Source organism: Actinoplanes sp. NPDC021490, from assembly GCF_055562135.1.
Genome location: NZ_JBVHFW010000004.1, coordinates 65,161 through 90,218 on the forward strand (window position 1 = coordinate 65,161; position 25,058 = coordinate 90,218).

Sequence of the window (25,058 nt, forward strand, 5' to 3'; positions counted from 1 at the left end):
GGTGTGACGGACGACAACTATGTGGTGGAACGCGCCGGATGGGCGCCGGTCAGGCATTTCGCGGAGCGGAGCATCGCCGGTCTGATCGCGGTGGTGCTGGCCGGTCTCGGCTTCGGCACGCTGCTGCTGCTCGTTCGCAGCAACTGGGCGCCGATGCGCAACCTCGACCAGTCGATCGCCGACGGCATGAACGGCCTGGTCGCCCCGCACCCGGCGGTGGTCAAGGTGATCACCACGATCACCTCGCTGGGTGGCCGGGGCGTGCTGGTCCCGCTGGTCGTCATGGTGGTGCTGTGGCTGCTGATCCGCCGCCGGCCCCGCCTGGCGCTCTATCTGGCGGTCGCCGGCCTCGGCGCGATGGTCCTCGATCCGTCGCTGAAGGCGCTGGTCGGGCGGGTGCGGCCGGTGGTCGCCGACCCGGTCGCGTTCGGCGGCGGCCACAGCTTCCCGAGCGGGCACACGCTGGGCGCCACCATCGTCTGGGGCGCGCTGGCCCTGGTGGTGCTGTCGGCCACCCGCGGCCGCTGGAAGGGCGCGATCCTGTCGGTCGCGGCCGTGATCATCGTGGCCGTCGGGCTGACCCGCATCGCCCTGAGCGTGCACTTCCTGTCCGACGTGCTCGCCGGCTGGCTGCTCGGCCTGGCCTGGATCAGCATCACCGCGTACGCCTTCCGGGTGTGGCGCCGCGAATCCGGCCGCCCGGTTCCGGCGGTCACCGACGGCCTCGAACCGGAGGCCTCCGACGATCTCGTGCCCGCCCCCGCCGAGGAGGCCGTGCTGCCGCACCCGTGGGCCAAGGGGGCCGAGATCCTGGTCGGCTGGGTGTTCACATTCGGGGTTCTCTACTTCGTCGGGTACGCCCTGACCAAGTGGACGCCCGGCACCGCGTTCGGCTCGTGGGACGACGGCGTGCCCCGCTGGCTGCAGACGTTCCGCACCGAGCGGCTCGACCACCTGAGCTGGCTCGCCTCCAAGGCCGGCGACACCCACGCGATCCTGCTGATCTGCCTGGTCTTCTGCCCGCTGGCCCTGGCCCTGTGGCGGCAGTGGCGTCCGGTGCTGTTCCTCGTGCTGACCATGGCCGGCGAGCTCACCCTGTTCCTCACCAGCGCGGCCGCGACCGGGCGCCCGCGTCCGCCGGTCGAGCAGATGGACGGCCAGATGCCGACCTCGTCGTTCCCGTCCGGGCACATCGCCGCCACCATGTGCGTCTGGGTCGCCATCGCGGTCATCGTGATGCCCCGCGTACGGCAGTGGTGGCGTTACGTCTTCCTGGCGCTCGCGGTGCTCATGCCGGCGATGGTGGCGCTGTCCCGGATGTACCGCGGCATGCACCACCCGACCGACTTCCTCGGCGCGACGCTGCTGACGGCCTGCTGGGTGGGGGCGCTCTATCTCATCATTCGGCCCACCGAGCACGCCGAGACCGTCACCGAGGCCGCGGAGGAGGCGCAGCTCGTCCGCGACAGCGAGCAGCACCGGCCGGTCGCGGCCTGACCCGCCGGCCATCGCCACCAACCGGGAGTGAACCATGACCCTGCGCTTCATGACCTGGAACATCAAGACCGGCGGCAAGGGCCGGCTCGACGCGATCGCCGAGGTGATCCGTCGCGAGCGGCCCGACCTGCTCGCCCTGCAGGAGCTGCGCGACTTCGAGCGCAACGACCGCCGGGTGATGCGCGAGCTGGCCGGAACCGTGGGCATGGTGCCGCACCTGGCGCGCTCGTTCCTCGGGCAGCCGGTCGCCGTCCTGGTCCGGCCGCCGCTCGAGATCGTCGACCGGGCGGTGGTGCGGTTCCGGCTGCACCACGCCGCCGCGGTCGTCACGGTGGCGACTCCGGGCGGCCCGCTGCGCGTGGTCAGCGCCCACCTGAACCCGTTCTCGCCGTACCGCCGCATGCGCGAGGCCCGGTGGCTGGCCGCGCGCTACCGCCCGGACAAGGTGCCCACGATCGTCGCCGGTGACCTGAACGGGCTCGACCCGGGCACCGACCACACCGAGACGCTCGCCCCGCAGCCCGGTTTCCTGCGCGCCCGGCACCTGGCCGCCGACGGCACGGCCGACACCCGGGCGGTCGCCGCGTTCCTGGACGCCGGGTTCGCCGACCTGTGGAAGGTGGCCGGCTCGGGTTCGCCGCTGACCGTGCCGACCACGCGCGGCGGCGGACGCGAGTTCTCCCGGATGCGCCTGGACTATGTGCTGGCGAGCCCGCGGATCGCCGCCGCCGCGACCGGCATGACGGTGGTTCGCGGCGACGAGACCGAGTTTGCTTCGGACCACTACCCCGTACGGGTGGAAATGTCGCCGATGATCGATTTGATTGGCGCGAGCTGATCGCTATCATCAGCGACGGCCGCACTCGGATGCATTTCAGTGAGGGAGTGCGCGAAACCGGAGGCGTTCGATGGCAAATCAGCGCTTCGCGGTGATTGTGGGGGTCAACGACGCCCACACCCGCCTGCGCTTCGCCGAACGGGACGCCGAGGCCGTGCACGAGCTGTTCGAGCTCGAAGGCTTCGACGCGCGGCTGTTCACGGGCCCTCATGTGACTGCTAGTGACGTCAAGGCTGCGCTACGCCAGATCGCCACCCGCTCCGACAAAACGGATCTCCTGGTCGTCTATTTCGCCGGCCGGGTGACCACTCCTACGTGGAGTCGCGGCGCCGAGACCTATTTGGCCACTCCTGATCTGGACGAATCCGTTCTTTCCGAAAATCCCGACTTGGGGCTTCGGATGGCCTTTCTCGAACGGGACGTCCTCGAGTTCTTCTCCGGCGCGGCGGTGCTGATCGTCGACGCCGCCGGTCCGGCGGGAGTCTTCGGCGCGCCCAGCCACCGGTACGGCGCGTTGATGTCCTGCGCCGACGACGCGGCCGAGCGCGAGACCCCGGTGGTCGGGCACGGCGTGCTCACCGCGCACCTGCTGGCCACGTTGCGGCGACAGCCGTGCGTCACGTTCGGGGCGCTGGCCTCCGCCGTACGCGAACAGGGGTTGTCTCCGCAGGTCACCGGGCCGCCGTGGGCCGAGGACGTGGTGCTGGTCGGATCCTCGGGCAATGCCGCGCCGGCCGTCCTGCCGCTGGCCAACCCGCTCGACGCGGCCACCGCCGAGATCGGGCAGCTGATCCGGCGGCTGTCGCAGCACGCCCGCATGCCCCGGCACGCCGCCCCACGCTCGTCCGGCACCCGAGCCGACGCCGGGTCGGCCGCGCCGTCGCGTGTCGAATACGTGCGCGCCGCCACCCGGGCCCACTCGACGGCGCTGCTCGAATACACGTCCGGCGGGTTCCAGCCGATCGACTCCAGCAAGCGGTTCGACCTCGACGCGATCGGCCCGATGCTGCGCTTCCCGCCCGGCGCCGACTGGTTCGGCCACACCGTGCACGACGACCACCGCACGGTGCTCTGCGTTCCGCTGCGGCACGCCGAGGGCCGGTCCCTGCTGCTGGCCCTGGTCGACCCGGCGCCCGAGCTGCTGGGCCTCGGTCAGCCCCTGGCCAAGATCCTCGAGACGGTCTGGCGTACGGATTTCGCGGCGTCCCCGGACGAGGCCGAGATCGAGGTCGTGACCGCGCTGCGGGAGGCGTTCGGGCGGCTGCCGCGCGCGCTGTTCGAGCACTGCTTCGAGCTGTACCGCCGGGTGCTCGGGTCCTACAGCGTGGTGTTCCAGCCGGTCGTCACGCTGGGCAAGACCGCCCGCCGGATCGAGGTGCACAGCTACGAGGCGCTGGCCCGGCGCTCGGCCTCCGACTCGCGGGCCCCGGTCGCCATGCTGCGTCTGGCCGAGGTGTGGGGCGACCGGTTCGTCGTCGAGCGCGACAAGGTGATCCTGCGGATGGCCCTTTACACGTACGCCCGGGCGCACGCCGAGGGCCCGTGGGCCGAGCCCAAGCCGCTGTCGATCAACGTGGCCGTCCGCTCGTTGCTGAGCGACGCCTACGTCGAGGTGCTGCGCACGGCCATCGCCGAGCTGGGCATCGAGCCCGCCGCCATCACGCTGGAGATCTCGGAACAGGACCCGATCGAGCCCCGCCGCGGCGAGCAGTGGGCCGAGGCGCCGCACGCGTACTTCCACAACCGGCTGGCCGCGATCGCCCGCGACGTCGGGGTGGCGTTCGCCGTCGACGACTTCGGCGAGGGCTACGCGTCGCTGTCGCGGATGGCCGAGCTGCCGCTGACCCAGATCAAGGTGGACCGGGCCATCCTGCACCACCCGCTGGCGGCCAAGGAGCTGTCGCTGGTGATGGACACCGCCCGGCACGCCAGCCACGCGCCGCGGGTCGTCATCGTCGAGGGTGTCGACGACGAGTCCCCGCTGACGCTGCGCGAGATCTACGAGCAGCGGATCCGGCACGTGCAGGGTTACATCACCGAGCAGCCGGCCCGGCCGACCCTGAGCCGGCTCGAGCCCGAGGTGTGCGAGCGCATCGCCGCCCTCGTGCGGGGCGACGATGAGCATCGCGGCACCCTGATGACCCGGCCCCACACCGGCGAGTTACCCATGCAGCGCGGGGCTTAGCGCTCAGGCACGGCTCAGCGCTTCGGCAGCTTCCAGTCGGGGCGCGGGAAGTGGCAGGTGTAGCCGTCCGGGATGCGCTCCAGATAGTCCTGGTGCTCGGGCTCGGCCTCCCAGAACGGGCCGGCCGCGGTCACCTCGGTGACCACCTTGCCCGGCCACAGCCCCGACGCCTCGACGTCGGCGATGGTGTCCTCGGCGACGCGCTTCTGCTCGTCGTCGGTATAGAAGATCGCCGACCGGTAGCTGGTGCCGACGTCGTTGCCCTGCCGGTTGCGCGTGGTCGGGTCGTGGATCTGGAAAAAGAACTCCAGCAGATCCCGGTACGACGTGACGGCCGGGTCGTACGTGATCTCGATCGCCTCGGCGTGGCCGTCGTGGTTGTAGTAGGTCGCGTTCTCGACCCGGCCGCCGGTGTAGCCGACCCTCGTCGTGATCACCCCTGGGCGCCGGCGGATCAGGTCCTGCATCCCCCAGAAGCAGCCTCCGGCCAGAATCGCCCTCTGCTCGGCCATGCCGTCCACCCCTCAGTTCGTCGTCGGTGCCGACTACCAGCGTTACCCCATGTGCGGCGCACGGCCATTGTCACGTCGGTCACCGCGCCTGATCGATCGCGGCCGGGAGCGTACAGTGAGGCGGGTTCACTATCACCCGCCTCAGGGCTCCCGGGCGCCCTCCGGTACGTGACATCGGCACGGTCGCCATCCGTCCCCGAGCCCGCGAGCCACCGCTTCGGCGGAGATGAGGAGCACGATGCCACTTACACCGGCCGACATCCACAACATGGAATTCGGCAAGTCGCCCCTGGGCAAGCGCGGTTACGACGAGGAAGAGGTCGACGCCTTCCTCGACGAGGCCACCCAGGAGATGATCCGTCTGCTGGAAGAGAACGAGCTCCTCCGGACGCGATCCGTCCCGCCCCGCGCCGCCCCGGCCCCCGATCCGGGCGCCCGCGACGAGCTCGCCGCCGCGGGTGCGCAGCTGACTCGGATCCGCCGGGCCTGCGACGCCGCCGAACGCCACGCCAGCGAGACCCGTGACCTGCTGATGGAGGCTCGCCGGGCCGCACAGAGCGCTCCCGCGCCGGTCGCCCCCGACCTTCATCGCGTGCTGGCCATGGCGCAGCGCACCGCCGACGACCACATGCGCGACGCCCGCGAGGAATCCTCGTCGCTGCTGGTCGGGGCGAGGGAACGGTCCGATCAGCTGATCCGCGAGTCGGAGAGCCGGGCCGCCGCCATCGAGACCGACGCCCGCCGCGACCACGACCGGGCGCTGGCCGGCACCCAGGACGACCGCCGCCGCGTGGTGCAGGAGATCGAGGGCCTGACCGAGCTGGCCGGGCAATATCGCGCCGCCCTGCTCGGCCACATAGACCGCCAGCGGCAGCTGCTGGAGGGAACGGACCAGAGCTAGGCTCTGGCCCGTCCCGCACCGTCGTGGGCGCTAGCGGTCGTACCGCTCGCGCCGCACGGTGGGCCGCTTGCCGCGGATGGTGCTCTTCTGCAACGACTGGATCACCCGGTCGGCCTCCGCCTCGGGCACCTCGACCAGCGCGAAACGGTCGGTGATCTGAATGGCGCCGACGTCCCGCGCGGGCAGGCCGGCCTCGTTGGCGATGGCCCCGACCAGGTCCTGCGGGCGCAGACCGGCCCGGCGGCCGATGCCGACGAACAGCCGGGTCGTGTCGTTGTTCCGGTTCTTGGGCCCGCGGGTGGGCGGTTCGCGGCGCCGGTCCTCGCGTTCCCGCGGCGGGAACGCCGTGGGGATCTCGGGCTCGTCGACGTCGCCGCCGTTCGCGTCGTGCAGCAGCTTGAGGCCGGCCAGCGCCACCAGCTCGATGTCGGCCTCGTCGGTGAGCAGGTCCAGGATCGGCCGGAACCGGTCGAGATCGTCGTCCTCCAGCGCTTCCCGTACGGTCGTGCGGAGCAGTTCCAGGCGGCGCGCCCGCAGATCGGTCACGGTGGGCAGCTTCTCGGGGACGATCCGCTGCCCGGTGAGGCGCTCGATGGCCTTGAGCATCCGCTGCTCGCGCGGTTCGGCCAGGGTGATGGCGGCGCCCTCGCGCCCGGCCCGGCCCACCCGGCCGATGCGGTGCACGTACGCCTCGGGGGCCGACGGCACGTTGTAGTTGATCACGTGGGTCAGCTGTTCCACGTCGAGGCCGCGCGCGGCGACGTCGGTGGCCACCAGCAGTTCGGTGCTGCCGCCGCGCAGCCGTCCCATCACGCGGTCGCGCTGGTCCTGGCTCATGCCGCCGTGCAGCGCCTCGGCCCGGTAGCCCCGGCCGTTCAGGCTCTGGGTGACCTCGTCAACCTCTTCCCTCGTGCGGCAGAACACGATCGCCGCCTGCGGAGCTTCGACATCGAGCACCCGTCCGAGAGCAGCCGCCTTGTGGGCGCGGGCGATCAGGAAGGCGCTCTGACGGACCTTGGGCAGAGTGTCGGCCGCCGTGGTGTCCCGGCCCATCCGGATCCGCAGCGGGTCACGCAGGTGCCGCCGGGCGATCGCGTCGATGCGCGGCGGCATGGTCGCCGAGAACAGCACGGTCTGCCGGGTGTCGGGCGTCTCGGCCAGGATGGCCTCGATGTCTTCGGCGAAGCCCATGTCGAGCATCTCGTCGGCCTCGTCGAGCACGACGGCCCGCACCTGGCCGAGCTGCAGGGTGCCGCGCTCGATGTGGTCGAGCACCCGGCCCGGCGTCCCGACCACGATGTCCACCCCGCGTCGCAGCACCTGCAGCTGCCGGCTGATCGGCTGCCCGCCGTACACCGGAAGGACGCGAACTCCCAGCTCACGCCCGTAGCGGTGAACGGCCTGCGAGACCTGCTCGGCCAGCTCGCGGGTCGGCACCAGCACCAGCGACGCCGGCCCGTCCGATCCGCCGGGCTCGAGCCCCTGCAGCAGCGGCAGCGCGAAGGCCGCGGTCTTGCCCGTGCCCGTGGCCGCCTGGCCCACGAGGTCTTTGCCTTCGATCAGCGGCGGAATGGCCTCGCGCTGAATCGGTGTGGGTTCTTCGTAGCCCAGACCGCTGAGCGCTTGAAGCAACTCCGCCCGCAGCCCCAGCGCGCCGAAGTCCGTAGCGTCGTCAAGTCGGTCATCACCCATCCGTACAGGATACGAAGCCGTTTTTTCGCCGTCCCGGTGGGCGCTCCCGTGCGCCTCGCTCGGCAACGTGTGGAAGCGCCGGCCCGCCCGGCCTGGTCAGTTGTTGTCGTTAATGATCTACAGGCCCAGCGCGCCGTTGCACGGACACGTGATCGCCTGCACCCCCAGGTTCGGGTTGCCTTTCGGGATGGACAGGCGCCGGTCGCTCGCCGAATTGCGCAGCGTGTAAACGTGGTCGGCGGCGCCCTCGACCTCACGCATCTACCAGAGCTGGGCCGAGTTGCCCGGGCGAGCGACCGCTTGCTCTCCTGAACGACTCTCACCCCGACGTCGGTAAGCCTCCCGACCTCCGCTCTCACCGCGTTATCGATCGACTCTCAGCGCTCACCGCTTCCGTCTTGGGGCAGCAGCGGGCGCAAGCCCGCTGCTTCGGCGTACTGGCGGATGAAGGGTTGCATGGCCACGACGGTGACCGGGATGCCACGGCGGCGGCCGGTGTCGTAGGCGGTGAGCAGGGCTCGGGCGGCGGCGGCGTCCAGCAGTGGCACCGCGCCGAGGTGGATGTGTATCGGGGTGCCGGCGGGGGTGCGGGCGATGATGCGTACGAGGTCCTGCTGCAGCTGGTCGGCGTTGTCGCGGTCGAGCTCGCCGGTGAGGGTGACCTGGAGGGGTCCGGCGGTGGTGCGCCGGATCGCCACGAGGGGTCCGGTGCCGGTGGTGGGGTTGGCGCCGGGCCAGGAGGGTGTGTCGTCGGTGAGCATGGCGGTGCGGAGCCAGCCGAGGGTGCGGTTGATCAGCCGGGAGACGTGCATCTGGGAGATGCCGAGCTCGTCGGCGATGTCCTGCTGGGTGCGGTTCCCGTAGTAGCGCTGCAGCAGAATGTGTTTCTCGCGCGGGGGCAGCTGGTTGATCAGGCGGCGCAGGGTGAGTTGGTCGGTGAGCAGTTCGAGGTGGGTGTCGGGGTCGCCGAGGAGGTCGCCGAGTTCGGTGCCGGAGTCGCCGACGGGCAGGTTGAGCGAGACGGGCCGGTAGCCGGCTCGGGAGGCGGCGGCCTCGGTGATGTCGGCCGGGTCGACGCCGCAGTGCGCGGCGATCTCCTGTTCGGTCGGGGGGCGGTGCAGTTCGGCGGTCAGCGTTTCGGCGGCCCGTCCGGCCGTGCGGGAGAGGTCTTGCAGGCGGCGGGGTACTTGCAGGGCCCAGGTGTGGTCGCGGAAGTGGCGTTTGAGTTCGCCGCTGATCGTGGTGGCCGCGTAGGCGGTGAAGGATCCGCGTTCGGGGTCGTAGCGGTCGATGGCCTTGACCAGGGCGAGGCGGGCGACCTGTTCGAGGTCGTCGGCGGGTTCGCGGTTGTGCCGGTAGCGGGCGGAGAGCCGACCGGCGAAGGGCAGCAGCCGGCGGATCAGATCATCGCGGAGCCGGCGTGCCTGTGCCGGGTCGAGACCGGCGCGGTCGCGGTGGTACTGCTCGGCGATCTCGTCCAGGTCATCGGTGATCTCAACCGGCGCGTTGGTGCAGGCCGGAACGCCTTCGTGGTCCGTGAGCATGGGTCACCCTTCCGTGACACCAGCTCCGCGGACACAGGGCGGAGGTCTGACAGGACTTCCCACGATATCCGCGTATCGCCGGATCGGCATCCCGCATCGCTGTTTCGGTCGCGGTGTACCGGGCAACCACGCCACGCCCCTCTCCCACCGAAGGAGCCGCCGTGCCGGTCGATCATCGGGCGCTGTCGTCCTCCCTGCACGGTCTGCTGCAGACCGTGGACCTGCACGTCGCCACCGACAGCGTGGCGCTGGTGGAGCATCTCAACCGGGTGCTGCACGCGGCCCAGGAGGTCCTGCAGATCGATGGTGCCGGGCTGATGCTTCTCGACGAGAGGAACGACTTGCGGATAGTGGGTGTCTCCGACGCCACGGCGGCCGCGCTGGAACGGGGTCAGCTCGATCAGGGGCAGGGGCCGGGCATCGACTGCGTCATCCGGGACGCGACTGTGGGGGTGGCCGACCTCGGGGGCGCCGCTCCCTACGCCGGCCTGTGGGATTGGCTGACCGGGCACGCACCGGACGACGCGCCGGCCCGAGCCGTACTGTCCGCCCCGGTGCGGGTGGCGGGCAACGTCGTCGGCACGCTCAACGTCCTGCGTGCGGAGCCGCGACCGTGGACACCCGACGATGTCGGAGCGGTCGAGACCTACGCCGGGATCATCGGCGTTCTGCTGCGCCTTCAATCCGGAGCCGTCGCGGACACCATACGTGCGGGACGTCCGCCCGAGCCGAACCGAGGATCCTGACATGGCGCCCATCGACCCGCAGATGCTGGCCGGCAGCCTGCGCCGCCTGGACTCCCCTCCCGGCCACGACATCTCGGCCGCCGTCGACGAGGCCGTCCGAGCCTGCGCCACCCTCTTCTCGGTAACCGGCTGCGGCCTCATGATCATTAACGAGGACAGCACGCTGCACTACGTCGCGGCCAGCGACGACCGCGGCCGCATCCTGGAGAAGGTGCAGTCCAGCAGCGGCACCGGCCCCTGCGTCGACGCGTTCGTACGCAACGACGTGGTGGTGGCCGACAACATCAGCGCCGATTCCCGCTGGCCCGAGGTCACCCCCGTGCTGGTTCGCCACGGGGTCCTCGCGGTCCTGGGCTGCCCGCTGCGCCTGGGCGGTGTACCGGTGGGCACGCTCGACGTCTACCTCGACGAGCCACACGCCTGGGACGAATCGGAGCAGACCGCCCTGGCCCGCTACAGCGACGTCATCGAGGCCATGTTGAGCACCGCCATGGCCGCCCACCACGCCGACGTACTGGCCGGCCAGCTCCAGTACGCGCTGGACTACCGAGTAGTAATCGAACGAGCCGTCGGCTACCTGATGGCCCAAAACAACGCAGACGCCGTAACAGCCTTCAACACCCTACGAGCAGCCGCTCGAAACCACCGCCGAAAGGTAGCCGACATAGCCCAGCTCCTACTAGAAACCGGCGACCTGCCTTAAATCCCCAAAAAAAGGCCCCCCAGCTCGGCGACATGAGCCGGGGCTCGTGCAGTGGGCAAGCTGTGCGGCGGCGTGCTGCGGTGGCCTGCGTGGTGGGGTGGGGTGGGGGACGCGGTGTGATGGGTCTTGGCTGGAAGCTGTTGCGTTCCGAGCGGCAAGTCCGCCGGTGGCACGGCTGACCCCGCCCAGAGCAGCCCGTATTGCCGGCGCCGAAGCACGGGAACGGACAGGGAACCCGGCCCGCATCGGTCGCTTTCAATCGACTGGCAACCCAGCGGTCGGGACGTGTGGTTGCAGCCCGAGCGGGCGGGCCGGCCATAGTCGGCAGGACGCTGTAGCTGCGGCCCGAGCGGCCGAGTCAATGCGGGCATCAAAGCCCCCGGGAGCCTGCATAGCTCCAGCCCGAACCAGGCGGTGTGGATGCGGCCCGGCAATACCTGAGGGAACGGTATGTGGCGGCGACCCGACCAGGCGGAGTAGCTGCTGACAGGGAAGAGCTCGGCAGAAGCGCGGCTCTGCCGAGCGCGGTAGGCGCCGGCGAGAAGGCCTACGACAGGGTGTCGCCGCGGTCCAGGAGGCGGGGTGGTGCCCACGGCGGAGCCCCGGCGCCTGCGTCTCGTTCAGGCGAGCTGGGTGCCGGTGGCGAAGCCCCGGGGAGGCGCAACCCCCACGCCCCGATCAAGCCAGCTGGGTGCGGGCGGCGAAGCCCCCGGAGAAGCAAAACCCCCCACGACCGGCGACAATCCGGCAGAGGGGGTGCGGGTGGCGTCGCCCCCCGACTCGTGGACCATAGTTGGCAGAATAAGAACCGCATCCCCGCAGCTCAGGGGCCGATCGTGACGCTACCAGCCGTCCGCCGACGGATACCCTGACCCGGCTCACCGTTCGTCCACCTCGCCGCGCTGGTGTATCCACGATCAGCGGTCAAGATCAACCCGTGGGCCACCCCGTCCCAGTCCACAGCAGTGCGTGCCACGGCGGCAAAGAACATTTCTCCGTCGCCGCCGGTGAACCCACCACCAGCGGTGAGTTGCGCGCCGGATCCGAACAACTCGGCCATGGAAACCCACCGGCCGCCGAGGTGGAAGTCCGGCCGGGCCAGCAGCACCTGATCAGGAACGAAGCGTTATCGACCGTAGTGATAGCGGCAGGACATGATCTCCAACTGGTCCTGGGTGTCCAGTACGCGGTACACGAGCCGGTGTTCTTCGGTGATGCGCCGCGATGCCCAGCCTGAGAGGTCGCCCTTGAGGGGTTCCGGCTTGCCGATGCCGCCGTCTTCACCTCGCTGAATGTCCTTGATAAGAGCATTGATCCGCTTAAGGGTCTTGCGATCACCCGACTGCCAGCCCACGTACTCGTCCCACGCATCCGGGTGCCAGACGAGCTTCACGCAGAGCCCTCTGCGTCCTGTTCGATCAGCTCATGCTGGACCAGCCCACCGGCTTCCATCTCCGCCCGCCGACGGCGCAACTCGCGGCCATTGGCGCCCCGGGACAGGTACTCAGTTTCGCGCCACGCGTCATAGTCGCTCTTCAGCATGACGACCAGCGGCTCGTGCCCACTGCGGGTAACTACAAGATCTTCGGCGTCGTTCTCGATGGCGTCGAACTCGTTCGCGAGGTTCGCCCGCAAGTCCGAAGCAGTGATGACCTTCATGACCCCTCCAGTGTTGTACGTCATATCGTACAACACCCTGGAGATCAAACCCTAGAAAGCGACGACCACAGGGCAGCCGCCAGCGACAACAGCTACGACGACAACCTACGTGCCTCACCGCACACTCGCAGCTCAGCGCGCCGTTCCATGCCGCGAGCCGCGCTGCTGGCCGTGACATCCTTGTCCGCGCTCGCCCGCAGGCTCACCTGCAGCATGTTGACCGAGCGGCTCCAGGGTCCGAGGGGTATGCCCGGGGTCGGTGACTGTGCCCTGTGGCCCGGGTACGATCCGGGGCCCTGCCGGTGTCTCGTAAGCGTAAGAAGAAGTCGCAGTCCGGTCGCCGCCCCGGGGCGGCGACCCCGAGCAAAATGGCGCAGGCAAACCCGTTGCGGGAGGTGTTCGAGTACCGTCGTCAGCTCGACGAGCATCGCACCGCACTGGCTACGGAGTCCGCCGGACCGATGGTCGACGCGTTGGTCGCGGACGCTCCTGGGTGGTCCGACGACGATCTCGAGGACGATTTCTGTGCGCGCTTCGGCGCGGCGATGCTCCAGTACGAGCGCGGCCCGCTGGAGGACAGGGTCAACCCGGACGACTTCGTCCGCGCCGTGCTCTCCGTGCTCGACGAGCGGCTGCACGAGGCCGAGGAGTCCGGCATTGGCCTGGCTGTGGTGCAGCGGCTGCTGGCCGTTCTCGCCGGTGTGCTTCCGGCGCCGCTGAGCGTGTCTGCGCAGGACCTGGTCGCCGAGCATTTGGACGACGACGCGGCGCAGCGGGCCATTCGTGGGCGTGCCGTGACCGGCTCGGCCTTGTGGGCAAAGAGACAGCTACGGCAGCCGCTGGGCTGTGGTCGCCCTCTTCGCCTCAGCGGACGGCTCGGGCCGGTGGTACCTGTGGGATGTGGACGCCTGCGGATACGAGGTGGCCACTGTCTACAGCGCCTTCTATCAGTCAGCCGAGGGCGCCCTTGCCGAGTGGCGGCAAGCCGTTGGCTCCTCCGCCGCCGGTGCCACCCTGACCCCGGCGGACGACACGGAGACGCTCGACGCGCTTCTGGTCGGCGAGATGGAAGGCATCCGGCCGGGCGGAGAAGACCAGGAGCAGTACGCCGAGTTCCTGCGCAGCCGTCGGCTCGGCCACACCGTCCGGCAAGCGGCCGGCCAGGCCCGGCCCGGCCGTACGCTCGCACTGCTGAGCGCGGACACTGCAGCCGAACAGTTCGCCCGCAGGCTGCGACGACTCGGCCACGACGACAGGCCGGCCGGCGACGCGTCGGACGAGGGCACCGCCGGCGCCACCGACCTCGCTGCGGAAATGGCCGACTCCTGGTCCCCGCGCGAGTACCCCAGCTTGTATCCGGCCTGCTCGCCGCACAAGGTCGCCGCAATAGTGCTGCACCTGCGCGACTTCTACAAAGACGACTTCGCCGCAGAACTGGTCGCGATACTGCCCGAGTGGATCCGGTTCCTCGCCGAACACACCGGCATGACAGCTGACCTGATCAAACGCTGCGTCGACTACGCCTCTGGCGAACTCCGGTTCCCGGGCCTGCTCGACGAGCACGGACGGCCCAGCCTCATGACCCGAGTAACCGAATGACAACACCAGCGTCATGCCTGCAGTGCCCAGCTCAGGGCCGCCCCGTCGCCATCGGGCCGGCCGACGTCGCATCGTCCGGCTCACCGGCCACGGGCGCGTGTGCGCCTTCAGCGAGAAGGCGTTGGCGGACCAAGTAGCGGCCAAGATCGGTGAGGCCGACGGTCAGGCCGGGCTGGGGGTTCAAGGCCCATGGCGCGACGCCGATCGCAGCGGCGCGTTGGTCGTTGACGTGGTCGCCGATGCCGGCAACGGCGACGGCGCCATGGTCGGCCAGGTCGGAAAGGGCGTTGCGGACGACCGCGGCGGCCAGTCCGGCAAACAGCGCGGGATCGCCCGGCGGGAGGCGGCGCTCGTACTCGTCGAGCAATTGGTCGATCATGGTGTCCAGTACGGCGGGTTCGCCGCTTGCTGTGGCGGTGTACAGGATGCCGAGGAACCGGGGCATCCAAGGCCGCAGCCACTCACGTAGGTGCTCGCCGTTCTTCGGCGCGGTCGCCGGCGCTGGAGGATCCAGCAACTCGTCGGCCAGATCGGACCAGAAGTCGAGGACCTGTTCCGGCTCTGCGGAACTCGCCAGTGTGTTCGCGATGAGACTCGCGCCTGAGCCGGCGACGACTCGGGTACCGCGGCGTTGAATGACGTCGAACTCGATCGCCAGCCGCCACATTCGGGTGAGAGCCGGTGTGCCGCCTGTTCGGTCGCTGCTGGCCGGCAGGTCGAGCGACGCGAGCAGCACCGGCACGTCGGCCTTGCGAGGCTCGCCGCGACCGTCGACGGTCTTGCCCTCGCCGGCCCACCTCGCCAAGGCTGCGAGCCGACTGAGCCAGCCGGCCCCGTCGGTGGCCACCATCCTGGCGAGGTCGGCTGCCTCGGGCATCGCGACGGGCGGAAACTGTGCCTGCCGCTCGCAGCCACAGTCGCAGGCCAGATCTGGCCAGACCAGGTGCTTCGCGGCTGGCGCGGCGCGCCCGAGCATCGCGACCTGACCGTCGTGGATGAGCAGCTGCCCGGTGGCGTAGCCGGGGCGCTCGTCCATCAACTCGCCCAAGACCGCGCGGCGGCCCTCGCCGTCTCGAGCGTTGAATCGCTGCGCCCAGGCGTCAAGAGCCGCGGGCTCGGCCTCCAACGGGATCCCGTCGGCGAGGATCGCGTGGAACACTCGTTTCGCGAGCCGCCATCGGCTCGTGTCGGCCATCGCGACGGGATACCTGGGCGCGAGCCGCTCCAACTCCTTGAGCAAGGCCGGCACGCGGGTGCTGGCTGGGTGCAGCCGATCGGTGGCGTCGAGGAAACGAAGAAAGTCGCGGATGGTGTCCAGGCCCTGCGCGGTGAGATCCCAGTTGTCGACCTGCCGGGGCACGACATAGGTCATGAACATGTCATGGACGTCACCGCTGCGCCACCGGGTCGGATCCGGCCGATCAAGATACTGCGCGCGGCCCCGAAGCAGGATCGTGATCCGTTCCCGCCATCGTGTGCCAGCTTCTCCGCCCGGGACGAGCCCTGCAGCCGAAGCCCACTCCGCGAACTCGTCGATCACCGTCTGCTGCAAGCGAGGCACCGAGCGACCCTACCGCCGTCGCCTCGCCCGCCCGCAGCGGCACGCCAGGACCGCTCGCCGAGCCTAGCCCAGCCCAGCGAGCGCATCGCCGTACGGTTGTTTGTCGCAGCTGTCGATGATGACGATGACGCTCGAGAGGTTTACTGCCCATGCCTGAAGACGATCTCGCCGCCGTGGCAGCTTCCACACCTGCGCTACGACAGGTCACCGCTTTGACACGGTGGGTCGGACAGGGCCGCAAGCTAACCCAGACCGGACAGCTGACCATGGCCGACGCCCGCCATCTGGTGAGTCTGCTGGATACCGGCGACGAAATCGATCCTGTCATCGGCGAGCGGGTGTTCCGTACTCGCAGCAGCGCTGATCTGCCTGTCCTCGCGATCGTGGTGGCGTGGGCCAAGGCCGCGGGACTCATCCGCGTCGTCCACGGCCGGCTGGTCCCGGTGAAGAAGAACCAGCGGCTGATCGATCGGCCGGCCCAGCTGTGGAACCTCATGTTCGCTGCTTTCGACCAGCTCGGACCGGCAATCTGCTCCGCCGGTTGGTTCCAGTCGCTGCTTGGCGACAACTTCGCCGACGGCATCGCCGTCCTTTTCGGCGGCATCGCGGACGGCGACGGTGCCGCGCCCACCGGCGCGGTGCAGGAGGAGGCCTGGTCTGCGCTCAGCGCGCGCTATTACCTGGACGACGCCACGACCGAGCAACTGACTCGCCTGCGCAAGACAACGGACAATGACGTATGCCGCGCCGTGGCCGGTCTGGTGACCCTCGGCGCGCTCGCCGAAGAGGAAGCCGCAGCCGGGACGCTCCGACTGACGCCGTTGACCGAGTGGGCGCTGCGCTCCCGGTACGGCGTTGTCGCGCCCGGCGACCAGATTGCCCAGCTCAAGGTCACCCTGCTGGACACCGACCCGCCGGTGTGGCGCCGCCTGCTCGTACCCGCGACGATCCGCCTCGACCGGCTGGACCGGGTGATTCAAGCCGCCATGGGCTGGACCAACTCGCACCTGCACATGTTCGTCCACCCCCGCGGCCGCTACGGCGTCCCCGACCTCGACTTCCCGCTACACGACGAACGCCGCGCCACCCTGCGCGACCTGGTCCCACGAGAAGGCGAAACCGTCGGGTACGAGTACGACTTCGGCGACGGCTGGGAACACGAAATCGTGCTGGAGCAGCTGCTGGCCGCCGAGCCCGGCAGCCGGTACCCCAGCTGTGTGGCCGGTGCACGCGCCTGCCCACCGGAAGACTGCGGGGGTGTCCACGGCTACGCCGACCTCATCGACACCTTCGCCGACCCCACCCACCCCGAACATCAGCGCCTGCTGGAGTGGCTCGGCATCGAGAAAGCCAGCGACTTCGATCCGGCGCACTTCGACACGGCCGACGCCAACCGCCGACTCGACGCCGTCATCCTTGCCGCGACCCGCACCGCCTGACCAGGGAAGCGCCGCGGGCGTCGGCCACGCATGCGGGCGACACTCCGTACGGCCGGCAGCGGACACCGCGAAGAGCGAAACCGGCCGCTGCCGGGGCTGCCGGTGGGGTTCACTCGTGGGCGACCGCGTGCCGGCCGTGCAGTGCTGCCCGTTCGGCGGCGGCCCGGCCCGACGCCCAGCCCTGCCGATTGTTGATGTTCGTCGTGTGGTGCGTCAGCTGAGGGAACTGTTTCTCGAACGCGTCGCGTACCGCGTCGTCACGGGCCGCGAGCACCGGTAGCAGCTGGGCGCCGCTGGCCGAGCCGGCCGCTTCCTGGCCGACCTCGTCGGCCGCGGCGCTGAGCCGTTCGCCGATCCGCGACGCGTACGCCGTCAGGAAAGACTGCCGAAACGAGCGGGTGGTGTTACGCCCGTACTCGTCGGTGGTGGGTTTGGCCTGAGTCATCGCCCTGGTCGCCTGCACCAGCAGCGACGTGAACAGCAGTTCGGTGGAATCCAGATCCGCCGGGAAGCCGACGACGGTGGTGAAACCGAAGCGCTTCGCCCACACCGCCCGGCAACTGTTCGCCTCCGCGACGACCTGGAGCAGCAACGACTTCGGCGCCTCATACGGATTGTCGACGGCGATCCGGCGGGTGACCGGCTGGTCGCGTTCACCGGTCGCGGCTACCAGCAGGGCGTGGTCGATCCGGTGCCGGGCCATCAACTCCTGCGCCTTGGCCGTGAACGCGTCGGCCTCCTGCGGGAAGTCGGTAGACTCCGCCTTGGCCAGCAACGCCCGGACCCGATCGAGCATCCGCTGATCGACGTCCGTCGGCGCGGGCGCCGTGGCCGGCCGGGCATCGCCGGGAGCCGGGCCGACCACCTCGATCGCCGGCAGCGTCGCGAGCAGATGAAGCACGTCAATCAGCGCGGCGATCGAGGCGGCGCGGTCCAGACCCTGCCGGTCACCCCAGATCGTCACGTAATGGTCATCGTGGTCCCACCAGACCCGTGCTTCGAGGATCGCCAGCTGTGACTGCCACCGCGGGTCGACGGTGGCCATGGGATAGCCGCGCATCCGCGCCGCGATGGCATCGACCATCAGCCGGCCATGACGTGCGCCGCATTCGCGGCGCGCCACCCGGACCAGTTCGGCCGGCTGCCAGCCGCGCCGCCACGCCTGCTCCACATCGTGCAACAACCGCGCCAGCAGGGCGCGGTTGACGACCTGGATCCCGACTGCACCACCCGGCCCCGCGATCAACAGAGCATGACAACGGTCCAGCTCCGCCATGTGTTCGCCATGCTGGGCGTGGATTGCCTGCTCGATGATCTGCTCCGCTAGGTCGAGCTGCGACGGAACACGCGGTGCACCGAACAGACCCAACGGATCATCGGCACCACCCGCCGCCCGCTCGGACCTTCGGCGTAGCGCCGCGTCCGCCGCCTTCCGCTTGGCCTTGTGCCGTTCGCGACTGTTCTTACCCACTGATCTCCGCCCGATCTGGTCACGGCAAGCCGCCAACGCTACCAACCCGACAACCTCGCGGACGCACCCGTTAGGGTGGGATCGGCCTCATGGCACAGCCGGATCGGGATGGCTTGCCCGGAAGCGGTCCGCGGCGTCCTAGCTGATCAGCGAAGCGTCGAACAGCCAGTCGACCGCCCGGCGGGCGGCTCGGGCGTCACGGAACGCATACCAGGCCGGTAACAGGTGCGGGTACTCCTCGTGAAGTTCGTCCTTGAACCGGCGGAACGCACCGCGGCCGTTGATCGCACGGGCGAGCCGGCGGGCCGCCTGGTCATCGCTGACCAACTCGGTGAAGTCGGCCATGTCCTCATGCCAGACGTACGAGGGCAGGGGCGGATCGCGACGAGGTCCAGGTCGTCCAGGTCGACCGGGGTGTTGCCGTCGATGCCGCCGTCACGGGTCCACAGCATCATCTCCCCGGTCTCCGGGTCGACCAGGTGCAGGTGCTCGTCGTAGACGTTCTGATCCGACAACGCGAACGCGATCTCGTCAAGATCAAACTTGTCGATCTCCAGCATGGCCCGCTCCACCCGATCCGGTATGCGCCCGAGCGTATCGGCACCGTATCTAGCCACGGCCGCAGCCCAGTGGGTGCGCTGCTGCTGCAGTTTCGACTCGCACGAAGCTTTACCTCATCAGTCCTCGAGACAATCGGAGGTGTCACGGCTTGGGCAGAGCGACATGGTGATCGCCTTCGGGTGCATCACCGGCCTGCGGGCCAGCTGGAGACCAATCGCACCTACGAGCTGCAGACGCCGCATTCACGCGCGTACCGGACCAACCACGGCATGGGTTTGATCGGCTACTACGCCACCTCGACCGCAGCAAACGGCGTGCCCCTCAGGGAGGCGATGTACCGGGTCAAGCCGGCCACGCTCGAAAGCGCCTGGATCGCCTCGGCGTCTACCCCGAGGACGCCGAGGCTGCTGCTCACATTCGCGTGAGCAGCCAATATTTGCAGCTCAACGCGCTGTCGACCGAGGCGGTTCTTAAACTGCCAACAATCGATTCACGTTTGCCCTGGTCAGGGGCATTGGTGGACCATACGTGGCAGAATAAGAACCAGGTTTTCCCTGTTCAGGGGCTATCTGTAGCCGTCCCGGCGGTTCGTTTTCGCGCCGCACCAGCACAGTCGTGAGCGCACCAGGTGCCTGTCGTCACCGTACGTCACTATGGAGTACCGGCTTGCCGGAACCGCCGTCAACGCTTGGCCCACAAGCCGCGCGCTTTGTCCGCGGCCAGATGAGTAAGCAAACGCGGCGTGGACCGCCGATCGCCGTGCTGTTCGGATTGGCAAAGACCGCTCGGTGAAACGATGTCCAGCACTGCGGCAAGTACTGAGAGAGGAGTCCTGCTGCGGTTTCGACCAGCATCCACTGCACCGTCCGTGCACTGGTGTTCACATGGTCCTCTCCGCCAGCCAACCTGGAACTGACGTCGGTCCACACGCTGCCCGCCGATGGCATACCGTTTCGCGGTGATCGATACCTCGACTGAGTTCTGGGACCCGCCGCCGTCTCGGCCCAGCCTCGCGCCCGCTTGGATCGGCGCGTCCATCTCATCCGTGATGATCCTCGCGCTCGTCGCCGCGGGCGGCGTGGTCGTCCACGCATCGAACGACGAACGCTACCGCGAGACCAGCGACGTCTGTTCCCGCCTCGACATCTCGGCCGTCGCCACTCACCTCGGCGATCCCACGCTGCGACCGCGACCGTCGGCGAACGCCGGTGCCTGCGCCTACGTCGTCGAGAACGAGGACGGCCTCTGGGCCAGCTACGGCACCGTGCAACTCGCGTACGGCGCGAACGCGGCCGCTGCGTGGATCGGGTGGCGATACAACAAAACCGAAGGGAGTCCGCGCGACGTCGCGAACCTCGGACGAGCCGCGCGCCTCGACTCGCAGGCAAGGAACGTCGACGGCACGGCGGTCTGCTCCATATACCTGGACGTGCTCGACTCGAACCTGAGGCTCACCGCCAGCCTCGGCACCGACGCCGACATACCGTCGCGTCCTTGCGACGACTTGGAAGCGCTCGGCAACGCCATGATCGAAAGCACCCGAACGTCCCTGACCCACCTCGCCGAGAGTCCATGATCACGGGCCACGGCTGACGGGTGCGGGCTCCGCCTGCCGTTTCGACTCCTGTCGCTGGTCGGCGTCGCTGCGGCACGCCCCGCAGCATCACCACAAGCCGCCAAGGCGAGTGCTGGCGAACGAGCCGGCCATGGGCGACGCCGAACCCGGACCGCGCGTTCTACGCGGCAGATCCGTGCACTGGATGTCCTGACGACCGGAAGGCCGGCCGTAGTGAAGCGCGAAGTTGCCATTGTTGGCAGCGCCCGGTTCTCGGCAGAGCACAGAGAGGACGGCCGGCGCCGGTCGCACGCGTGTCACTGCCCTTTCGGCGGCATGACGGTGCATATCGCTTGCTGCCCGCGAGCGTGACGGGCAAGCTTCGCCGATGATCGAGACCCGTGTTCTTGACGAAGACGATTGGGCGTTGTGGCGCGAGCTGCGGCTGCAGGCGTTGACCGAGGCGCCCTACGCTTTCGGGAGCAGCCTGGCGGATTGGCAGGGCGACGGTGACCGAGAGGAACGCTGGCGTGCCCGGCTGGCCATTCCCGGCTCGTGCAACCTGGTGGCGTCGCTCGACGGCGAAGCGGTGGGGATGGTGAGCGGCGTTCCGGCCGACGAGGGCCGAGCCGTGGAGCTGATCTCCATGTATGTGCTGCCGCAGGGGCGCGGTCGCGGAGCGGGTGATCTGCTTGTGCAGCGGGTGGCGCAATGGGCGGGGCAGGCCGGTGCGGAGGAACTGCGGCTGGCAGTGGCACAGAGCAACAGCAATGCCTGGGCGCTTTATGAAAGAAACGGCTTTCATGGGACCGGCGAGGAGGGCGAACTCATGCCCGATGGAGTGACCCGGCAATACGTCATGGCAAAGAACTTGGCGGATCAGGCTTCGTTTCCGGACGCCTGACCTGACGCACGGTCATCGGCACGAGCGCGCGTCGGGCCGCCCCGGCGTGCGTCACGAAGCGTGACGATTCACCGCCGACCGCCGACCGCCGTGCGGTCGGCGGCCATGAGCGGATGTGGCTGGCGATGTCAACGCAGCCGGTGGACGAGCCAGAGACGTCGAACAACAGCGGGGTGCTGACGGGAGCTGATTCGGCAGCGCCCCGGGCCGGTGCTGCTATGCCCGGGGGGTCGGCGCGGCGCGAAGGCGCGGTCAGTCATCGGTGATCGGCAGTAGCTGGCGCCGCCGCTGCTGTTCAGTGCCGGCCAGGAGGGCCTGTCTGGTCCCGGCCGGGTCATCGATGACACGCTCGGCAAGGTGGCGCGCCTGCGACACAAGTTCCAGGTACCACTCGGCGGGATCGGGGTCCGGGTCGGCTCCGGCCATCCGGGCCATCCGCTCCAGCGCCCCTGTCGCCTCCACGTTGCGCCCCAGCACGACGCAGGTTGCCGCCAGGCGATAGAGGATGTGCGGGTCCCCTCCATACGGGTGCGTCTCGATGCTGTGCTCGCACCATGCCGCATAGCTTTCCGCGGTGCCGTTCTGCTCGAGGTAGGGGATGAGGTCACCGGTGACGACCTCCACCAGCTGGTTCATGTAGACCGAACCGTCCTGCATGGTTTTGAAGTGCGGGAAGTACCCGAGAGGAACATGGCTGGTGTCGAGCATGAGGCCGACGTCGAGGTAGTCCAGCGGCATGTAGAGCGGATGCAGGATCGGAGTCAGGTGGGAGTATGAGGCATCGATCCCCCGGGCGACCAGCCCGATCGGCCTCATGATCAGCTTGTGGTCGAGAACAACCCAGTCACCCGGCAGGCGGGGAACAGCGTACTGTTCGGCGGCCATGACCCACGGCTTGGCCCGGTTCGCCCGGCTCGGCGACATTCAGCCGACCCCGCCGATAACACTGCGACCCTGCTCGGCGGCCTCCCGGTAAAAGGTCGCGACAGCTAGCACCGGCCACGCTTCATCGGAGTCCGGACGAAGCCACTCCTCCGCGTCGAGGCCGGCAGCGATCTCGGCCACCTCACGTGGCGCGAGTACGAACACGTCCTCATAACCGAAGTCGATCCTGATGGTCGAACCTAGCCCGTTTGCCGCCTTGCGCATCCACTCGTACTCCTCAACCGACTCATCGAGAATTGCCGAGATCAGCAGATAGTTCTCCATCAGCGTGTCGGCCTCGATGTCCAAGGACGCGAGGACATCCGGCAGCGACTCCTGCTCGTCATCGGGAAAGACCAGCCGCAGCAGCTCCGGATTCGCGACGATCGCCTCCGCCTGACCCGGCGTCAGCTTGACCAGCAGCAGTTCCATACCCATGATCCAGCTCCTTGCGCCGCGACACCACGAGCCTACGATCAGTCAACCGATTCCACTGCTAAAGCGCAGTAACCAGCCAACCGATCACCTGATCACCCACCGTGAAGGACAAGGCGCCGGTCAGCCGCCTTCAAACGCACCGATCCTGACGGACACCGCGACACGAACCCGACCTGCGTCACACCACGAGACGGCTATCCGCGTCAAAGCGCACGATCGGCGGCAAATGAGGATGCGCGGCCAGCCGTCCTGCGGTGAGATTGGGCGATGTCGCACGCATGTATCCGCCTGACCGATCGGCTCCGCCTGGAGCCGATCGATGCCAGGCATGCAGGTGATCTGTTTGCGCTTTACCAGGATGCCGACGTGGCTCGATGGTACGGACGATGGACGCGCGAGCAGGTAGAGCAGGAGGTTGCCCGGATCGCCCGCAGCTGGCTGGTTGACGGAGTCCACAAATGGATGGCCTACCAGCGGGTGACCGGTGAATGCGTCGGACGTGGAGGCTTGTCACGGACACATGTAGAGGGCCGTGGGCGCCTGGAACTCGGATGGGCGCTGCACCGACAATTTTGGGGCCGGGGGTACGCCACTGAGATCGGGCGGGCGGGTCTGGAGCTCGCCTTCGGTGAGCTGGGCGCCCAGGAGGTCGCCTCCTTCACCGAAGTGCACAACCACCGTTCTCGGGCGGTCATGGAGCGGCTCGGATTCCGGTACAGCAAGGACATCACCGTCAACGACGAGCCTTTTGCGCTCTATCTCCTCGCGCGCGATGTCGACCGTTCACCAGCAGCAGGAGAAGGTGTATGACCGCGCACTGTTCTCGGCACGAGCGCGCTCCATGGCGTGACACGCTGTAGCCGATCTCCGTGGGCCGCGCGCACGCTCGGCGGCAGATGAGGGTGTCACGCGACGGTATTCATCGGTCCTGCCAAGTCGGTTATTGCCGTCGTTGGGCCAAGACGCGAGTGATACGTTCCGCAACGCCGTCAAACTCACGGAAGCTCTCAAACTTCGTTGCTTTTCGTCTCGTCGCCCTTCTCAGACGACCGGCTCCAAGTATGGCGTCCGACCGGTTCCAGGGCGTTCCACCATGGTCCATGACCCGCCTGGAAAGTGCCGACCCGATGTTCTCCTCGACGCATGAACATCTCGTCCGGCTCCCTCGCCGATCTTCTGGCACGAATCCTCACCCATGCGGGCACCCTCGCTGGCGTCGTCCCACTTGCGCTGGTGGCTCCTGATTGGGTAACAGTGACAACATGCGTATGCGGGACGGTACTCGGCGTGGTTCGGGCTGTCGTCCCACAGGAGTCATCTCATCGGTTGACCTGGTGGCACACCATCCTGGACTGGCGGCTACGAAGGAATGATGGCTCCGATGGCTGAGTCACCGTCCGGCATGATTGCGGCGGAGCTGAGGAGCGCCGTTCGAGATTTCCAATTTTCAACCGGCCGGCCCACCAGCGTGGCCGGCCTTGCCCGCGCTGCGAACATCTCGAAAAGTAGCCTCTACGCCTACCTGAGCGGCGACACTACGCCCGACGTGGCCAAGATGGACGCTATCCTCGCGGTTCTGAACGCCAGCGACGCCACCCGGCGGCGAGTAGCGGAGATTTACGACCGGCTCGCCGAGGGCGACAGCAGCCAACCAGCGCCGCAGCATCGGGGCGCCAGCATGGTGATCGAGCGCGAAGAGGCGGCGCTTAGCTACGCGGAAGGCCGTTACCGGTGTCGGGTTCGCCGCCTCATCCTAAACGACGGCGACGAGCCGATTGAACAACATCGCTTCCGCGTCGTCGTCGACCGCTATCCCAACGATCCCGCCTTTTCCAACCGGCACCACCGTGAACATCCTCTAACGTGGGCGGAGCTCGATCTCCAGGCGTGGTGTAACGGCATTCCGATGTCTTGGCGAGTTCGACTCGACCGCGACACCGAAAAGGGGGCCATGCTGCTGTTCGCCAACGCAGAACGGCGGTTCCCGCTGTATCCCGGCCGGAGCGCAGAGATCGTCTACTCGTACGAGGTCTCCTCCGAGAAGTGGGGTCCTTGGTTTGCCAGGAGCATCAAGTACCCGACTCGGGCGCTCGCGATTGTGCTTGATCTGCCGAGTAGCCTACGGCCGAGCGTCTGGGGCGTGCAGACCTCGGACCTCACCGGTTCTAAGCCTTTCACGACGCCGATCGTCGCTGAGACCACCGGTGATCGGGCACGCTTCTCGTGGGAAGTCGACAATCCAGCATTCGGAACTCAGTATCGTATCGAATGGATTTGTGAAGACTGAAAGAAATGTCGTCGAGAGCCCTTGCCCGGGGATCCATATAAT

Annotated in this window: 24 protein-coding genes; 13 read left to right on the forward strand and 11 right to left on the reverse strand. The window is 68.6% G+C overall.

Annotation, left to right across the window (positions count from 1 at the left end; all coding sequences use genetic code 11):
• Window positions 1-3 precede the first annotated feature (3 nt).
• The 3 genes from ACZ3I4_RS12075 (at window position 4) to ACZ3I4_RS12085 (ending at window position 4,520) form a co-directional block, all read left to right on the forward strand.
• Complete coding sequence (locus ACZ3I4_RS12075) at window positions 4-1,497, forward strand: phosphatase PAP2 family protein (protein ID WP_465381917.1); 1,494 nt, start codon at window positions 4-6, stop codon at window positions 1,495-1,497.
• A 34-nt stretch (window positions 1,498-1,531) separates the two neighbouring features.
• Window positions 1,532-2,335, forward strand: a complete 804-nt coding sequence (locus ACZ3I4_RS12080) for an endonuclease/exonuclease/phosphatase family protein (RefSeq protein WP_465381918.1) — start codon at window positions 1,532-1,534, stop codon at window positions 2,333-2,335.
• Window positions 2,336-2,405: 70 nt separating this feature from the next.
• Entirely contained in the window at window positions 2,406-4,520 is a 2,115-nt protein-coding gene (locus tag ACZ3I4_RS12085; RefSeq protein WP_465381919.1) for an EAL domain-containing protein, read from the forward strand.
• Between the two features lie 14 nt (window positions 4,521-4,534).
• On the opposite strand, the gene msrA is transcribed toward ACZ3I4_RS12085, so the two are convergent.
• A complete protein-coding gene (gene msrA, locus ACZ3I4_RS12090; RefSeq protein WP_465381920.1) occupies window positions 4,535-5,032 on the reverse strand; it encodes a peptide-methionine (S)-S-oxide reductase MsrA in 498 nt (165 codons plus the stop codon).
• Between the two features lie 238 nt (window positions 5,033-5,270).
• On the opposite strand from msrA, the gene ACZ3I4_RS12095 reads away from it, so the two are divergent.
• Window positions 5,271-5,933, forward strand: a complete 663-nt coding sequence (locus tag ACZ3I4_RS12095; RefSeq protein ID WP_465381921.1) for a DivIVA domain-containing protein — start codon at window positions 5,271-5,273, stop codon at window positions 5,931-5,933.
• A 30-nt stretch (window positions 5,934-5,963) separates the two neighbouring features.
• Here ACZ3I4_RS12095 and ACZ3I4_RS12100 read toward each other — a convergent pair whose 3' ends face one another.
• The 3 genes from ACZ3I4_RS12100 to ACZ3I4_RS12110 all read right to left on the reverse strand — a co-directional run bounded on the left by ACZ3I4_RS12100 (window position 5,964) and on the right by ACZ3I4_RS12110 (window position 9,169).
• Window positions 5,964-7,625 carry a DEAD/DEAH box helicase gene (locus ACZ3I4_RS12100; protein WP_465381922.1) on the reverse strand — a complete coding sequence of 554 codons (1,662 nt, stop codon included), beginning with the start codon at window positions 7,623-7,625 and terminating at the stop codon, window positions 5,964-5,966.
• Between the two features lie 117 nt (window positions 7,626-7,742).
• Entirely contained in the window at window positions 7,743-7,886 is a 144-nt protein-coding gene (locus tag ACZ3I4_RS12105; RefSeq protein WP_465381923.1) for an RICIN domain-containing protein, read from the reverse strand.
• 116 nt (window positions 7,887-8,002) lie between these two features.
• Window positions 8,003-9,169: a sigma-70 family RNA polymerase sigma factor gene (locus tag ACZ3I4_RS12110; RefSeq protein WP_465381924.1), complete on the reverse strand. Its 1,167-nt coding sequence runs from the start codon at window positions 9,167-9,169 to the stop codon at window positions 8,003-8,005.
• Window positions 9,170-9,330: 161 nt separating this feature from the next.
• Here ACZ3I4_RS12110 and ACZ3I4_RS12115 point away from each other — a divergent pair, with 161 nt between their 5' ends.
• Both ACZ3I4_RS12115 and ACZ3I4_RS12120 read left to right on the forward strand, forming a co-directional pair.
• The gene (locus ACZ3I4_RS12115; protein ID WP_465381925.1) at window positions 9,331-9,915 is read left to right on the forward strand and encodes a GAF domain-containing protein; all 585 of its coding nucleotides are present in this window, start codon (window positions 9,331-9,333) and stop codon (window positions 9,913-9,915) included.
• 1 nt (window position 9,916) lies between these two features.
• Window positions 9,917-10,618 (forward strand): GAF and ANTAR domain-containing protein, encoded by a 702-nt coding sequence (locus ACZ3I4_RS12120; protein ID WP_465381926.1) that lies wholly within the window; start codon window positions 9,917-9,919, stop codon window positions 10,616-10,618.
• 1,126 nt (window positions 10,619-11,744) lie between these two features.
• On the opposite strand, the gene ACZ3I4_RS12125 is transcribed toward ACZ3I4_RS12120, so the two are convergent.
• The gene (locus tag ACZ3I4_RS12125; RefSeq protein WP_465381927.1) at window positions 11,745-12,011 is read right to left on the reverse strand and encodes a Txe/YoeB family addiction module toxin; all 267 of its coding nucleotides are present in this window, start codon (window positions 12,009-12,011) and stop codon (window positions 11,745-11,747) included.
• Complete coding sequence (locus ACZ3I4_RS12130) at window positions 12,008-12,277, reverse strand: type II toxin-antitoxin system Phd/YefM family antitoxin (RefSeq protein WP_465381928.1); 270 nt, start codon at window positions 12,275-12,277, stop codon at window positions 12,008-12,010. The genes ACZ3I4_RS12125 and ACZ3I4_RS12130 overlap by 4 nt, the downstream gene beginning before the upstream one ends.
• A gap of 846 nt (window positions 12,278-13,123) precedes the next feature.
• Here ACZ3I4_RS12130 and ACZ3I4_RS12135 point away from each other — a divergent pair.
• Window positions 13,124-13,876, forward strand: coding sequence for a hypothetical protein (locus ACZ3I4_RS12135; protein ID WP_465381929.1), 753 nt, complete (start codon window positions 13,124-13,126; stop codon window positions 13,874-13,876).
• A gap of 31 nt (window positions 13,877-13,907) precedes the next feature.
• On the opposite strand, the gene ACZ3I4_RS12140 is transcribed toward ACZ3I4_RS12135, so the two are convergent.
• The gene (locus tag ACZ3I4_RS12140) at window positions 13,908-15,428 is read right to left on the reverse strand and encodes a hypothetical protein (protein WP_465381930.1); all 1,521 of its coding nucleotides are present in this window, start codon (window positions 15,426-15,428) and stop codon (window positions 13,908-13,910) included.
• A gap of 158 nt (window positions 15,429-15,586) precedes the next feature.
• Here ACZ3I4_RS12140 and ACZ3I4_RS12145 point away from each other — a divergent pair, with 158 nt between their 5' ends.
• On the forward strand, window positions 15,587-16,876 hold the full coding sequence (locus ACZ3I4_RS12145; RefSeq protein ID WP_465381931.1) for a plasmid pRiA4b ORF-3 family protein: 1,290 nt from the start codon (window positions 15,587-15,589) through the stop codon (window positions 16,874-16,876).
• Between the two features lie 109 nt (window positions 16,877-16,985).
• Here the strand turns inward: ACZ3I4_RS12145 and ACZ3I4_RS12150 are convergent, their stop codons facing one another.
• On the reverse strand, window positions 16,986-18,347 hold the full coding sequence (locus ACZ3I4_RS12150) for a DUF2786 domain-containing protein (protein ID WP_465382419.1): 1,362 nt from the start codon (window positions 18,345-18,347) through the stop codon (window positions 16,986-16,988).
• A gap of 138 nt (window positions 18,348-18,485) precedes the next feature.
• On the reverse strand, window positions 18,486-18,719 hold the full coding sequence (locus ACZ3I4_RS12155) for a UPF0158 family protein (RefSeq protein ID WP_465382420.1): 234 nt from the start codon (window positions 18,717-18,719) through the stop codon (window positions 18,486-18,488).
• Between the two features lie 107 nt (window positions 18,720-18,826).
• Between ACZ3I4_RS12155 and ACZ3I4_RS12160 the strand changes: the two genes are divergently transcribed.
• The 3 genes from ACZ3I4_RS12160 (at window position 18,827) to ACZ3I4_RS12170 (ending at window position 21,367) form a co-directional block, all read left to right on the forward strand.
• Window positions 18,827-19,333: a hypothetical protein gene (locus tag ACZ3I4_RS12160; RefSeq protein ID WP_465381932.1), complete on the forward strand. Its 507-nt coding sequence runs from the start codon at window positions 18,827-18,829 to the stop codon at window positions 19,331-19,333.
• Between the two features lie 533 nt (window positions 19,334-19,866).
• Window positions 19,867-20,484 carry a hypothetical protein gene (locus tag ACZ3I4_RS12165; protein WP_465381933.1) on the forward strand — a complete coding sequence of 206 codons (618 nt, stop codon included), beginning with the start codon at window positions 19,867-19,869 and terminating at the stop codon, window positions 20,482-20,484.
• A 367-nt stretch (window positions 20,485-20,851) separates the two neighbouring features.
• The gene (locus ACZ3I4_RS12170; RefSeq protein ID WP_465381934.1) at window positions 20,852-21,367 is read left to right on the forward strand and encodes a GNAT family N-acetyltransferase; all 516 of its coding nucleotides are present in this window, start codon (window positions 20,852-20,854) and stop codon (window positions 21,365-21,367) included.
• 252 nt (window positions 21,368-21,619) lie between these two features.
• Here the strand turns inward: ACZ3I4_RS12170 and ACZ3I4_RS12175 are convergent, their stop codons facing one another.
• Together ACZ3I4_RS12175 and ACZ3I4_RS12180 are read right to left on the reverse strand one after the other, a co-directional pair.
• Window positions 21,620-22,252, reverse strand: coding sequence for a hypothetical protein (locus ACZ3I4_RS12175; protein WP_465381935.1), 633 nt, complete (start codon window positions 22,250-22,252; stop codon window positions 21,620-21,622).
• A 39-nt stretch (window positions 22,253-22,291) separates the two neighbouring features.
• On the reverse strand, window positions 22,292-22,729 hold the full coding sequence (locus ACZ3I4_RS12180) for a hypothetical protein (RefSeq protein WP_465381936.1): 438 nt from the start codon (window positions 22,727-22,729) through the stop codon (window positions 22,292-22,294).
• Window positions 22,730-22,996: 267 nt separating this feature from the next.
• Between ACZ3I4_RS12180 and ACZ3I4_RS12185 the strand changes: the two genes are divergently transcribed.
• Both ACZ3I4_RS12185 and ACZ3I4_RS12190 read left to right on the forward strand, forming a co-directional pair.
• Complete coding sequence (locus tag ACZ3I4_RS12185; RefSeq protein ID WP_465381937.1) at window positions 22,997-23,539, forward strand: GNAT family N-acetyltransferase; 543 nt, start codon at window positions 22,997-22,999, stop codon at window positions 23,537-23,539.
• A 571-nt stretch (window positions 23,540-24,110) separates the two neighbouring features.
• Window positions 24,111-25,016 carry a helix-turn-helix domain-containing protein gene (locus ACZ3I4_RS12190; RefSeq protein WP_465381938.1) on the forward strand — a complete coding sequence of 302 codons (906 nt, stop codon included), beginning with the start codon at window positions 24,111-24,113 and terminating at the stop codon, window positions 25,014-25,016.
• The last annotated feature ends 42 nt before the right edge of the window (window positions 25,017-25,058 follow it).